Genomic DNA, 12,652 nt, shown 5'->3' with positions numbered 1-12,652 from the left:
AGTATTTATAATATCAAAGAGGCTGGGACATAAATAATATAATGAAGCTATTTTTGCAAATTCGCAGTAGCTGACTGTACTGAGAAGGCGCTTAAATCAAGCTTTTCTCAGTTCTAGTCATCCTTGCGGGCGGGGCCCCAGCAAAGAGAATTTCATCAAGAAATTCTACAAGCAAAGCAAGCTGGGAGTGGACAACGAATTCAAAAGAATTCTGTCTCACTCCCATTAACTTTGAAGAACATTATGTTGTAGAAGATATTCAAAAAGAAACAATGAAGTATATGTCATCTGATCCTAAAGGTGTACCAATGAAAACAATGCTTGAAGGTCTCGAACAAAAATCTGGTTTCACAGATGCTGATGAAATCTCACATCATGACAAACGTATTGAATTTATGGATAAACATGATGTTGAAATGCAAGTATTATCCTATGGTAACGGCGCACCATCAAACTTAGAAGGACAGCGTGCGATTGATTTATGTAAAAAGGCAAACGATACATTAGCAGAATATATTGAAAAATATCCAGAACGTTTTGTTGGATTTGCGACGTTACCTATTAATGAACCACAAGCTGCAGTTGAAGAATTCAAAGGCGCATTAATCATGGGACACCCTAAAAACGGTTTCCTTGACCAAGATGAGTACGAACCACTTTTTGCTGCTGCAGAAGCATTAAACGCACCTATCTATCTACATCCATCTCCAGTACAAAGTGATGTATATCAAGCTTACTATAAAGGTAACTATCCTGACGTAACAGCTGCTACATTCGCTTGTTTCGGTTATGGTTGGCATGTTGATGTAGGTATTCACGCAATTCATTTAGTGCTTTCAGGTGTATTTGATCGTCATCCAAACTTAAATATTATTATTGGACACTGGGGCGAATTTGTACCATTCTTCTTAGAACGTATGGATTCTATTCTATTTGCAGATCACCTACAACATCCAATTAGTCATTATTTCAAAAATAATTTCTACATTACACCAAGTGGTATGTTAACGAAACCACAATTTGATTTAGTCAAAGCAGAAGTCGGTATTGATAGAATCTTATATTCAGCGGATTATCCATATGTAGAGCCAGAGCAACTAGGAACATTCTTAAGCGATCTAGGTTTAACAGAAGAAGAACAAGAGAAAATTAGTTATACCAATGGTGCTAAATTATTAGGCTTAGATAAATAATTGGGTTAATGCAATCTAAGCTTAAATCATATCGATTCAATATTTTAATCCTAAAATTAATTTTTATCGGAGGTTTTATAAATGGAAACATTAGAATTACAAGGTGCTAAATTACGTTATCACAAAGTGGGCAATGGTCCTGTAATCATCTTCATCCCTGGTGCAAACGGAACTGGAGATATCTTCATGCCACTTGCACAACAATTAAAAGATAAATTCACAGTTGTCGCTGTAAATCGCCGCGGCTATGGTCAAAGTGAATTAACTGAACCACTTCCTGAAGAAGCAATTAATCCAGATAGTCGTTACCGTGTTAAACGTGACGCACAAGATATCGCTGAATTAGCGAAATCACTAAGTGATGAACCCGTTTACGTATTAGGTTCAAGTTCAGGTTCAATCGTAGCAATGCACGTTTTAAAAGAACATCCTGATGTCGTAAAAAAAATCGCATTCCACGAACCACCAATTAACACATTTTTACCAGATGCGACATATTGGCAAGATAAAAACGCTGAAATCATTGATATAGCGATTAATGAAGGTATGCCTCAAGCAATGAAATTATTTGGCGAAACATTACAAATAAGTAAATTAGATCAACAATACATGTCAAAACCAGCTCAAGCTGAAAATGATGCTGACAGTAAAAAACGTTTCGATGAAATGTTAGGTTGGTTCAAATATGAAATTCGTCAATATACAGAATCTGATATTTCAATTGATGATTTCAAAAAACATAAAGACATCATTACTTTATTAAATGGTACAGCTTCAAAAGGTTCATTCCCTCAAGAAGTTAACTTCTTCATTTCTGAAGAAACTGTTATCAACATCATCGACATTCCAGGGGGTCACTTAGGATACGTTCAAGAACCTGAAGGTTTCGCTAACGTATTACTTGAAATGTGGGATTAATTTGAATTAAAGGAGTGTCATTTTAGTGCTTTTCACGAGAAATAAACCTTATACTAACGAAACGTTACTCGCCAAAGAAGATATTCTTGAGCTTATTCAATTTGAACGTTTCTGTCGTGACAATGCCCTATGGGAGAGCATGGAAACGTGTTTCGCAAATGATTCTTATATCAATATTTCATGGTTTAAAGGTAATGGTAGTGAGTTTGTCGCTTCATCTAAAGCAATGAATCGCTATGCCCCTCATCAAATCCATAATTCCCAAATTTGGATTAATGACACACGTGCTGTAGCAATTATGCAAGCGACCATTCAAACACGACTTACCATTCAGAATGTTGAAATGGAATTACAATCAGATGCCAAATTAGTATATTGTCTCGAACAAGATAATCAGGGCGTTTGGTATATTACACGTCTTGAATGTATATACGAGAAAGATAGCTTAACACCGGTTAAACCGACGACGATTAATTTGCCAAAGAATGACTTTGCAGATTATCGTCCAAGCTATGCTTGCTTATCTTATGCATTAAATGCCATTGGCTATGATGTGAACAGTGAGCTACAAGGCATTGATAGACCGAACGAAGTCAATGCCTATTATGCTGAAATTGATGATTGGCTAACTTTTAAAGAAAAAGAGAAAGAAGCGTAATAAAATATGAAGAAAATTGATTTACATGCACATTATATATCACTTGGATTCTCGAAGTTTCTAGATGATTATTTCGATGGCAAAGGTGATGGCGTAGCAACACCGAAGTTCTCACCTGAAGGTTATTTAGCATTAATGACACGTATGGACATTGAATATGGTGTGCTATCTATTTCGAGCCCACATATCAGTGCGGCGCCAGATGAAGAAATGATTGACTTAGCTAAAGAAGTCAATGCGTATGCATCTGAATTTACACACAAATACCCAGAGCAATTAGGTTTCTTTGCGACGTTACCACTTCCATTAGTGGATGAAAGCATTGAGACGATTAATACTGCATTAGATCAACAAGGTGCTTTAGGTTTCACCTTACCTACAAATGCACGAGGTATTTATATTGGTGATGACCGCCTAGATAAAGTCTTAGCTAAATTAGATGAGCGTCATGCCGTTGTTGCACTTCATCCGAATGAACCTAAGCCGAATATCGAAGCAATGAGCGACGTTGTTCCTGCACCATTAATGGAATTCATCTTTGATACAACACGTACGGTCATTTATATGAGCCAAAATAATGTGTTTAGCAAATATCCAAATATTAAATGGATTATTCCACATTGTGGTGCATTACTTCCTGTCATTGCTCAACGTGTTGCAATGGGTAATAAGATGTTTGGAAGTGAGCGTCAACCTGATGATTTAGAACAAGTTATGAAAGAGTTATACTTTGATTTAGCTGGAAAAGTCTTACCTTATCAGCTTCCAAATATTGCTCAAAGTGTAGATATGAATAAAATTGTATATGGTTCAGATGCTCCGTATACAACAGATCAAGTCGTTACAATGTTAGCAGATGAATTGGAAACAACTGAATTCATCTCACGACATGAACTTGAAAAAATGTTATATGATAACGGCAAACAGTTATTAAAAACAATTAAAGAAAAATAATAAACATGGGTGGCACCGGTATCACTGTACCTGTACCACCCATAGTTATTAATTATGCTAATATTTCATCCATTGATCGGTTCACGCTACTTGCGTACATTCCACCAAATTTAAGTAAATGAACCATAAATAAATATAATCTATAAAATTCTAAACGTTTACGTGCCCCTTTTCCTAAAGGATAATGTTTCTCATATTCATCATAGAATGCTTGGGTAAAGCCACCGAATACCGTCGTAATACCTAAATCAAACTCTCTATCTCCATAGAACGGAGCCGGGTCGAATAGCGCTGGACGTCCATCCGTTAAAAACATGTAATTGCCACCCCATAAATCTCCATGTAACAACGATGGTTTGCTGTGATGATTCTCTAATTCATTTACCATCACAGTACGGACTTGTTCATATACTTTATTATCTTCGGCATTCCATAACCCTTTACGCATCAGTTCATCTCTCAAGTGATCCATGCGACGTTCGACAAAGATTTCAACCCATGACTCTGACCATGAATTATCAAATGAAATATCTCCACCCTCATGTGGTAAATCGAATCCAAATTGACCATCTTGTTGTTGCTGGCTATGCATTTTTGCTACTAACTGACCTAATTCACGCTGGCTACCACTTGTTCCTTCATCTAAATAACTTAATATCAAGAAAGCATCCCCATTGATTTCACCACTATTAATGACACGTGGTGCCGTTATACCTGCTTGTTCAAATGCATTGAGTCCAGCGATTTCAGCTGCATAGAATGACTTATCTCGATTACGCTGAACTAACAAGAAATACACATCCTCTGTAGTCGTTACTTTGAATGCCTCATTGACATCTCCACCACTGACTGGTGAAATATCACTGATTTGCTCTAATGGTAGCTGTGCTTGCCAATCTTTCTTCATGATGATTCCTCCTTCGCATACATCTTCTTACTATATTATATTTCCTGAAAATGTATTAACTAATCGTACGTCCTTATATAGATTTTAGTTAAGGCAAATTTTCAAACAGTCTTTAAATTAACTATGCAATTATTGTTGAACATGCTAGTCTTAGAGAGGAATGTTTTTTCAATGATATTAAATGAGGATAGTAAGCCTCAAATACAATGAAATAGGAGCATTATTATGTATAAACTAATTAAACCACTATTATTTAAATTTGACCCTGAAAAAGCACACGGTATGACGATCGACGCTTTGAAACTCGCACAGAAGCGTGCTTTCTTATTACCTGTGATGCATAAATTATTCAATTATGAAGACCCATCATTAACGCAAACGATTAAAGGTATTACATTTAATAATCCAATCGGCTTAGCTGCAGGCTTTGACAAATCTTGTGAAGTCCCTAAAGCACTTGAAAATGTTGGCTTCGGTGCACTTGAATTAGGTGGTATTACACCAAAACCTCAAGATGGCAATCCGAAACCACGTATGTATCGTCTAGTAGAAGATAATGCCTTAATTAACCGTATGGGCTTTAACAATATTGGTATGAACCGTGCGTTATGGAATTTACGTCGCCATTCATACACAATTCCTGTTGGCTTAAACGTTGGTGTAAACAAAACGACGCCATACAACGATCGCTATCAAGATTACATTAAAGTGATTGATACGTTTAAAGCAGATGTATCCTTCTTTACAGTGAATATTAGTTCACCAAACACTGAGAACTTACAAAGTTTCCATGATAAAGATGAATTTTCAATGTTATGCAAAGCATTAAAAGATTTCAAAGCGCATACAGAAGTAAATGTCCCTATTTTCTTAAAATTAACTTCTGATTTAGAGCTTGATGGATTTAAAACGATTTTACCAGCGATTACTGAAACATTTGATGGTATGATTCTAGCGAATACAACACGACAACGTGATGGTTTAACATCTGCGAATAAAGTAGAAGACGGTGGCTTAAGTGGGCGCCCCCTTTTCAAAAGAAATTTAGAATTAGTGAAATGGGCATACCAACAAACTAAAGGTGAATTCTTAATTATCGGCACAGGCGGTATTTTTAGCGCTAAAGATGCCATTCAAATGATGCGAAATGGTGCCTCTCTCGTTCAAATTTATTCGTCATTAGTTATCGAAGGCCCTGGATTAACTAAGAAGATTAATAAAGACATCGCTGCATATTTAAAACAACATCAATACAACAATGTAAGTGAAATCATTGGTTTAGATGCCAAATAATAATGGTGATATAGCTTTACTTAATTTTAAAAAGTACTATACTAAAGCCAAAGATAACTAGTTTACCGGAGGGGTATGCGTATGACTGCAGAAGATAAAGATACTAAACACAATGCAGACCAAGCGTCTAAAAACCAAACGCAATCATCTAAACCGAATCATCAATCATCAAATGATGATAATAGCATTGGCTATAATGGCGAAAAGAAGACCGCACTTGATCTTGAAATCGAACGCGAGTTGCTTGAAATGATGGAAAATGAAGATCCAGAACCTGAGAAACAGAAAAAAGGATTAAAAATTGCAGGTGTGCTTTCTGCATTTGTGATTGCCGTCTTAGCTATTATACGGTTTATTAATCGAACATTATAAAACAAGACTCCTAATTTGAAATGCTTCAACTTCAAATTAGGAGTCATTTTAATTAAAATTGTTGTAAGAAATCTTTAGCTTCTTGATTGATTTGTTTGAAATCTATCCCTTGTGCCATCGCAGCAAAGACACATCCACAATAGCATTGTCTAAAAATGTGATAATCATTACACATTTCTATTGAACGTTCATATCCTTTATTCTTTTTAAAGTCACTTGGTAAATAGTTCACATCATATAAATGTTGCACTTCCATCCCTAATTCGTTAATTAATTGCGCATTCTTTTTTGGGGATAATGTAAGGGCACTACCAAAGTAATCATAACCATATTTCACAGCAGCTTCAGCAACAAGCTCTAAACGCATTTCAAAACATGCAGTACAACGTAAGCCACCTTCTGGTTCTTCAGTAAGTCCACGCGATTTCGCCATTTTCATAAATTCATGCGGCTTATATTCCGCTTCAATATATTTAACATTCTTTCCGGTTCTCTCATTAAAATCATTAACAAATTGTTCTTGAACCTTAGCACGTCTTAAATATTCATTTTTAGGATGGATGTTAGGATTCGCAAAATAAATCGCCACATCAGCATACTCCATTAAATATTCTAAAGTATAAGTGCTACATGGCGCACAACAACTATGCAGCAAGATTTTAGGTCTCAATCCTTCCCTTTCCCATTGATGAATTAATTTTTTCAGTACTCTATCATAGTTGATTTTTTGATTTTTCATTTTAGCAATAATTGGATCCGCGTTTAACATAAAATGACTCCTTAAATATTATATAAATTTATTATATAATATTTAAGGAGTTGAATCATCGTTAATATTCTTTTTTCAACATCATCATGTAATAAATAAACATGAAACCTCCGAATAGCACGCCGGAGATGACACATCGGATGAATTGCGCTTTAAAGTCAAACCCTTCATTAAAAATATACGGAAAGATAACGCCAGTAATAATAAACATCATCACTGCAAAATAAACGACGAAAAACGCGCATTTTATTGCAAGCTTTTTCACCCATTGTTTGTATTCTTCAGCTGAATGAGCTTTTAACTCATCTAAACGATTTCTTCTATTAATCCATAGGGAAGCAAACGTTAAAATAACACTTAATACTAATAAGCACACCGTTCCAAAGCTTACTGTTTCTCTCATCATATCAATAATCAAACTAACTGTACTTAAAATAACTATTAATATATAGGTTATTAAAAACATAACCGCTAATTTATGTTCAAGGACACCTTGTTCACGCTCATCTCGACCTGTTGGATTTTGTGTAAACCAATTGAATAACGCATTACTGAATTTATTCATTCTTTATACGCCCCTTCATTGTATGCCTTAACAATTTTACTCTTACCAGCAAAATAACTGACTAAACCGAAAATTAAAGATGCCATCAAATTAACTGTTATAAAAAATTCTAATTCAATCTTTTGATCAGAAAAATATAATCGCGTTAAATTAAGTAAACTCATAATGACACCGAACATGATACCACCGAGTAAACAACTTAACTTATGCTTTTTTAACACCCTTTGATAGGCTTCTTTAGTATAAACTCGATTTTCATCTAAATGATGTTTTCGAATACCTATCGATAAGAATATATTCACAATAAAGAACAAAACGAATACACCAATGGTCGGTATATTAACACGCTGCACAACATAATCATTGATTAAACTAATGAAAGCTAATATAAGCAAGCCAAAATAAGTAATAACAAAAGTTGTCGTAACATGTGCGTATAACATTTCTTTTTCTCGCTCATCACGTTCAGTCATTACACCGATGAGTCGATTAATCATTTTATCTCGAAAATTGGTCATCTTTGATCACCTCAAGATTATTAATTATGGTATATGTAAAATATAAACGACATTTCTGTATATGTCAAATATAGACGACACAAAGACTCTATTTAGTTTGCTTAACATCAAGTGTTATGCTACAATATTTGTAATAAAAAACACCTAGACCGTTTGAGATTTGGAACTAGGTGTAAAAATAAAGGACATATTACTGACTTATGGGTAAGCCAATATGTATCTCCAATTTCTATTATTGGGCTAACGTTTTCTTAATTGTGGTTTAAGAAAACGTTATTTTTTATACTTTATTTTAAATATTAAAATAATTATATAACCCAAGATATATAGAATGTCATTTAATGGGAGATGAACCGTTATATCTATTGTCATCATGCTCTCCCCCTCTCTCCCAATTGGATTTATAGAGTTAGAGATACATAACAACGTAATAGGTTCCCTCATTTTTATGCGTTTCATTATACATCGTATGCTATTATATAAAACTCAATAATATATGCTTAATTCAACGGTATATAATCCTTTTTCTAAAATGAAAAAGCTCCTAATCACCGGTATCAGTAATTAGAAACTTTACTTTATCGATTCATCTCTCTTTGTATAATTGTAGCTGGTCCATTATTAACAATATCATAGAAGTATTGAATTAAATCTTCTTTAGGGATGCGGTTACCATCCTCAACCCAATGTCTTAAGAATGATAGTCCTGCACCTGATACATAACTCATAAAATAAGAAAATGGAATACCACTAATATCACCCTGTGTATTTGTAAAACTATTTAAATAGCTTGTTAATAGGCCATATAATTTTTCATGCAATTTAGACGCTGTCCCTATTTTGAACATTAATTGATAAAATGCTATATTATCCTCAATATGTGCAATCAGAAATTCCATGATGTGTCTTAAATCCTCTGTTGAGAACTTCCCGCCACTACTTTGTATGCTTTCTTTAATAAACGTACGCACTACATCTACGTGTTCATCTTCCATCTTGTCTAGCAAGTCATATTTATCTAAATAATGCGTATAAAATGTACCACGGTTAATATCAGCTAAATCAGTAATTTGTTGTACAGTAACGTCATTGAAATCATACTTATGTAATAAATTGATAAATGCCTTTTTAATCGCTTGTTGTGATTTCCTAATTCTACGATCTTGAGTCATTGATAAACCTCACTTTACATGTTTGTTTTTGTACAATTATACCGACTTTGTTGGTTTTCGTACAATTGCATGCATATTGATTGTTGTTACTTAACACTTCCAGGTTTAACATGAAATTGTATTCAAAAAGAACATTTTCAAAGAGAGGATGACAAGTATGATTAACAATAATTTAGGTAATCCACAATTAGAAGTGACACCTATTGAAGATGTCAAAGATGGTATCAATCATATTGTTGTAGATAGTATTCAATATGGAAATCAAGCAATGATTATGGAAAAAAATGTTCAAGTGACTATGAAAGATGGTGAATTATTATACGTCAACATTTTCCGTCCTAATAAAGAAGGTCAGTTTCCAGTAGTTATGTCAGCTGATACTTACGGTAAAGATAACAAACCTAAAATAACAAATATGGGTGCTGCTTGGCCGACATTAGGTGCTATACCTACTTCAAGTTTTACACCTGAAGAATCTCCAGATCCTGGCTATTGGGTGCCGAATGATTACGTTGTAGTTAAAGTCGCGCTTCGAGGTAGTGCAGGTTCAAATGGTGTATTATCACCTTGGTCAAAACGTGAAGCTGAAGATTATTATGAAGTCATTGAATGGGCAGCGCAACAAGACTGGAGTAATGGTAATGTTGGTACAAACGGTGTGTCTTATTTAGCAGTAACACAATGGTGGGTAGCATCATTGAATCCGCCTCACTTAAAAGCAATGATCCCTTGGGAAGGACTCAATGATATGTACCGAGAAGTCGCATTTCATGGTGGTATTCCAGATACTGGTTTCTTCCGCTTCTGGATACAAGGTATCTTCGCTAGATGGACTGAGAATCCAAACATCGAAGACTTAATTCAAGCTCAACAAGCACATCCACTATTTGATGATTTTTGGAAACAACGTCAAGCACCACTTGCTAATATCACTACGCCACTATTAACTTGTGCAAGTTGGTCTACGCAAGGCCTTCACAATAGAGGTAGCTTTGAAGGCTTTAAACAAGCAAGTTCTCAAGACAAATGGTTATATATTCATGGTCGTAAAGAATGGGAAAGCTATTATGCAAGAGAAAACCTTGAACGACAAAGAACTTTCTTTGATTATTATTTAAAAGAAGAAGACAATGATTGGTTAGAAACACCTCATGTCATTTACGAAGTACGTGATCAATTCTATCGTGGTGAATTTAAAACTGCAGATCAATTCCCCCTTTCAAACACAAATTATGAAGCACTATATTTAAATAATGAAGCTATGTCACTAAGTAAATCACAAGCATCAAATGACTTAGTCGCTTCATACGATTCTGAAAGTGATGACGATGACTTACGCTACGTTTATACTTTCGATCAAGATACAGAATTGACTGGTAATATGAAATTAAAATTGTGGGTAGCTGCAGAAAGTGCTGACGATTTAGATATCTTTGCAGGTATTAAAAAGTTAGACCGTCGCGGTAATGAAGTACACTTCCCTGACTTCAATCATATTGAAAAAGGTCAAGTCGCAACAGGCTGGTTACGAGCTTCTCATCGCGAACTAGATGAAACAAAATCAACAATTGCACAACCATGGCATACACATGAACACGAACAAAAAGTTATCCCAAATGAAATCGTGCCAGTTGAAATAGAATTATTACCATCAGGAACATTATTTAAAAAAGGGGAATCTTTAGTAGTTGTTGTTAAAGGTAACGAAGTTATCAAAGGTAATAGCACACCTTTACCTAATATGAAAACACGCTATGAACATGAAGATACAGTAAACAAAGGTCGTCATCTTGTATATACTGGCGACAATTATGATTCACACTTAATCATTCCTGTAATTGAGTAACAATTGATAAAAAGTATCTGGGCATAAATAATATAATGATACTGTTTTGGAAATTTACAATAGCTGACTAAACTGAGAAGGCGCTTAAACCCAGCTTTTCTCAGTTATAGTCTGAGGCCCCAGCAAAGCGCATTTCACTAAAAAATCCAACAAGCAAAGCAAAATGGGAGCGGACGACGAATTTAAAAACATTCTGTCCGACTCCCTTTTATTGTTAATATGAATGACTTGCATGTCCCAACGCGTTATAACCAACGCCAGAACAGTTGATGTACAATACCTAAATCATCATAATGATGAACAAGCGTTGACCCGAACAAATGCATGGCGAAGGCTATAATGACAAAGAAAATCATGATGCCATAAAAACTCGCTATACGCAGTGTATGATTCACACTATATTTCGAAATTAAGTATATTGATGATGTTATAAGTAAAATCGTAGAGAACGCAATCAATATACCACTGAAAATATAGAACTCAAGGAAAAACACAACAAGTCCTAAAAATAGCACACTGACTGACAGTGTATTGATCAATATATAATCTGATAATACCTTTTTAAATAAAATACGTTCTACAATCATTAAGCGAATAACACCAAATGTTACGACAAGTAAAAACACAAGTGCTAACAGAATTGTTAATACAAATTTCAAGATAATTGTTGCAGTATCAACAAAATAACCATCAAATAAACTTGCTGAAAATATGTGTAAAAACATTCCCAATATGAGCAAACCAATAACGACTAATGAAGCAAGTAACGTATGGCTAAATGAATGTTCTCCTTTAATCACAGCATCATGAGCAGTAAATGCTTGTTTAAAAAATGACTTACTTTCATTAAATGTTGTTTTCACTTTCAGTGTGAATGGACCTTCAGCATAACGGTGTTCATAAGACATATATCTATGTGCAAATTCACCATGTTCATACGCACTATCACGTTGTGTTTCATTGAAACCTTCTTGTTTAACTGTTTTAGAATGCGTTGCAGATTGAATCTCCGAATTGACTGATTCTGTTGTTGATTGCGTTGATTGGAGCGTTGAATCATTTAGTTTCTTACCACAACTACCGCAATATTGATCTCCTGGTTGATATGTCTGACCACAATTTGGACATTGCATTAGGGCTACCTCCATAAATATAAAATTCTAAGTCATTATACCATTATTTTATATTGCGTCATATATTATATTTTATGAATTAAAAAGAAGGGAGCGGGACAGAATTCTTTTTAAATTCGTTGTCCCACTCCCAACTTGCTTAGCTTGTAAAATCACTTTCGTGATTTTTTGTGTTGGGGCCCCGACTCCCAGCTTGCTTTGCTTGTAAAATCACTTTCGTGATTTTTTGTGTTGGGGCCCCGCTCACCTCCACAAGGATGACTAGAACTGAGAAAAGCTTGATTTAAGCGCCTTCTCAGTTCAGTCAGCTACTGCGAATTTGCTAAATAGCATGATTATATTATTTATGTCCCA

At 34.8% G+C, this 12,652-nt stretch carries 13 protein-coding genes; 7 read left to right on the top strand and 6 right to left on the bottom strand.

Translation table 11 applies throughout. The features are described 5' to 3' along the window. The first annotated feature begins 272 nt into the window (after positions 1-272). The 4 genes from KA858_RS10075 to KA858_RS10060 all read left to right on the top strand — a co-directional run bounded on the left by KA858_RS10075 (position 273) and on the right by KA858_RS10060 (position 3,723). Positions 273-1,193 carry an amidohydrolase family protein gene (locus tag KA858_RS10075; protein WP_210135601.1) on the top strand — a complete coding sequence of 307 codons (921 nt, stop codon included), beginning with the start codon at positions 273-275 and terminating at the stop codon, positions 1,191-1,193. An 81-nt stretch (positions 1,194-1,274) separates the two neighbouring features. Then, positions 1,275-2,111 (top strand): alpha/beta fold hydrolase, encoded by an 837-nt coding sequence (locus tag KA858_RS10070; protein WP_210135600.1) that lies wholly within the window; start codon positions 1,275-1,277, stop codon positions 2,109-2,111. Positions 2,112-2,136: 25 nt separating this feature from the next. Continuing rightward, positions 2,137-2,769: a nuclear transport factor 2 family protein gene (locus KA858_RS10065; protein ID WP_210135599.1), complete on the top strand. Its 633-nt coding sequence runs from the start codon at positions 2,137-2,139 to the stop codon at positions 2,767-2,769. 6 nt (positions 2,770-2,775) lie between these two features. Further along, positions 2,776-3,723 (top strand): amidohydrolase family protein, encoded by a 948-nt coding sequence (locus KA858_RS10060; protein WP_210135598.1) that lies wholly within the window; start codon positions 2,776-2,778, stop codon positions 3,721-3,723. Positions 3,724-3,775: 52 nt separating this feature from the next. Here KA858_RS10060 and KA858_RS10055 read toward each other — a convergent pair whose 3' ends face one another. Then, positions 3,776-4,630, bottom strand: coding sequence for a fructosamine kinase family protein (locus KA858_RS10055; protein ID WP_210135597.1), 855 nt, complete (start codon positions 4,628-4,630; stop codon positions 3,776-3,778). A 225-nt stretch (positions 4,631-4,855) separates the two neighbouring features. On the opposite strand from KA858_RS10055, the gene KA858_RS10050 reads away from it, so the two are divergent. Together KA858_RS10050 and KA858_RS10045 are read left to right on the top strand one after the other, a co-directional pair. Further along, on the top strand, positions 4,856-5,923 hold the full coding sequence (locus KA858_RS10050; RefSeq protein WP_107629164.1) for a quinone-dependent dihydroorotate dehydrogenase: 1,068 nt from the start codon (positions 4,856-4,858) through the stop codon (positions 5,921-5,923). Between the two features lie 81 nt (positions 5,924-6,004). Beyond that, positions 6,005-6,295: a hypothetical protein gene (locus tag KA858_RS10045; protein ID WP_053028887.1), complete on the top strand. Its 291-nt coding sequence runs from the start codon at positions 6,005-6,007 to the stop codon at positions 6,293-6,295. Positions 6,296-6,347: 52 nt separating this feature from the next. Here KA858_RS10045 and KA858_RS10040 read toward each other — a convergent pair whose 3' ends face one another. From KA858_RS10040 to KA858_RS10025, 4 genes are all read right to left on the bottom strand, one after another. After that, positions 6,348-7,064 (bottom strand): epoxyqueuosine reductase QueH, encoded by a 717-nt coding sequence (locus KA858_RS10040; protein WP_210135596.1) that lies wholly within the window; start codon positions 7,062-7,064, stop codon positions 6,348-6,350. 61 nt (positions 7,065-7,125) lie between these two features. After that, a complete protein-coding gene (locus tag KA858_RS10035) occupies positions 7,126-7,629 on the bottom strand; it encodes a hypothetical protein (RefSeq protein WP_210135595.1) in 504 nt (167 codons plus the stop codon). Continuing rightward, positions 7,626-8,147 carry a DUF3278 domain-containing protein gene (locus tag KA858_RS10030; RefSeq protein ID WP_210135594.1) on the bottom strand — a complete coding sequence of 174 codons (522 nt, stop codon included), beginning with the start codon at positions 8,145-8,147 and terminating at the stop codon, positions 7,626-7,628. The genes KA858_RS10035 and KA858_RS10030 overlap by 4 nt, the downstream gene beginning before the upstream one ends. Before the next feature lie 578 nt (positions 8,148-8,725). Continuing rightward, positions 8,726-9,319, bottom strand: a complete 594-nt coding sequence (locus tag KA858_RS10025) for a TetR/AcrR family transcriptional regulator (RefSeq protein ID WP_210135593.1) — start codon at positions 9,317-9,319, stop codon at positions 8,726-8,728. Between the two features lie 157 nt (positions 9,320-9,476). Between KA858_RS10025 and KA858_RS10020 the strand changes: the two genes are divergently transcribed. Next, positions 9,477-11,165 carry a CocE/NonD family hydrolase gene (locus KA858_RS10020; RefSeq protein ID WP_210135592.1) on the top strand — a complete coding sequence of 563 codons (1,689 nt, stop codon included), beginning with the start codon at positions 9,477-9,479 and terminating at the stop codon, positions 11,163-11,165. Between the two features lie 245 nt (positions 11,166-11,410). Here KA858_RS10020 and KA858_RS10015 read toward each other — a convergent pair whose 3' ends face one another. Continuing rightward, positions 11,411-12,298 carry a zinc ribbon domain-containing protein gene (locus KA858_RS10015; protein WP_210135591.1) on the bottom strand — a complete coding sequence of 296 codons (888 nt, stop codon included), beginning with the start codon at positions 12,296-12,298 and terminating at the stop codon, positions 11,411-11,413. Positions 12,299-12,652: the final 354 nt, after the last annotated feature.

It is taken from the genome of Staphylococcus sp. GDX8P80P (assembly GCF_017893095.1).
Lineage (GTDB): Bacteria > Bacillota > Bacilli > Staphylococcales > Staphylococcaceae > Staphylococcus > Staphylococcus borealis.
The sequence above is the reverse complement of the archived record's forward strand: the minus strand, read 5'-3'. Positions and strand labels throughout refer to the sequence as shown.

Bases quoted from the DNA above. Each gene is read 5' to 3' on its own strand.
- KA858_RS10075 (WP_210135601.1), top strand. From the start codon at position 273: ATGAAGTATATGTCATCTGATCCTAAAGGTGTACCAATGAAAACAATG.
- KA858_RS10070 (WP_210135600.1), top strand. From the start codon at position 1,275: ATGGAAACATTAGAATTACAAGGTGCTAAATTACGTTATCACAAAGTG.
- KA858_RS10060 (WP_210135598.1), top strand. From the start codon at position 2,776: ATGAAGAAAATTGATTTACATGCACATTATATATCACTTGGATTCTCG.
- KA858_RS10055 (WP_210135597.1), bottom strand. From the start codon at position 4,630: ATGAAGAAAGATTGGCAAGCACAGCTACCATTAGAGCAAATCAGTGAT.
- KA858_RS10050 (WP_107629164.1), top strand. From the start codon at position 4,856: ATGTATAAACTAATTAAACCACTATTATTTAAATTTGACCCTGAAAAA.
- KA858_RS10045 (WP_053028887.1), top strand. From the start codon at position 6,005: ATGACTGCAGAAGATAAAGATACTAAACACAATGCAGACCAAGCGTCT.
- KA858_RS10040 (WP_210135596.1), bottom strand. From the start codon at position 7,064: ATGTTAAACGCGGATCCAATTATTGCTAAAATGAAAAATCAAAAAATC.
- KA858_RS10035 (WP_210135595.1), bottom strand. From the start codon at position 7,629: ATGAATAAATTCAGTAATGCGTTATTCAATTGGTTTACACAAAATCCA.
- KA858_RS10030 (WP_210135594.1), bottom strand. From the start codon at position 8,147: ATGACCAATTTTCGAGATAAAATGATTAATCGACTCATCGGTGTAATG.
- KA858_RS10025 (WP_210135593.1), bottom strand. From the start codon at position 9,319: ATGACTCAAGATCGTAGAATTAGGAAATCACAACAAGCGATTAAAAAG.
- KA858_RS10020 (WP_210135592.1), top strand. From the start codon at position 9,477: ATGATTAACAATAATTTAGGTAATCCACAATTAGAAGTGACACCTATT.
- KA858_RS10015 (WP_210135591.1), bottom strand. From the start codon at position 12,298: ATGCAATGTCCAAATTGTGGTCAGACATATCAACCAGGAGATCAATAT.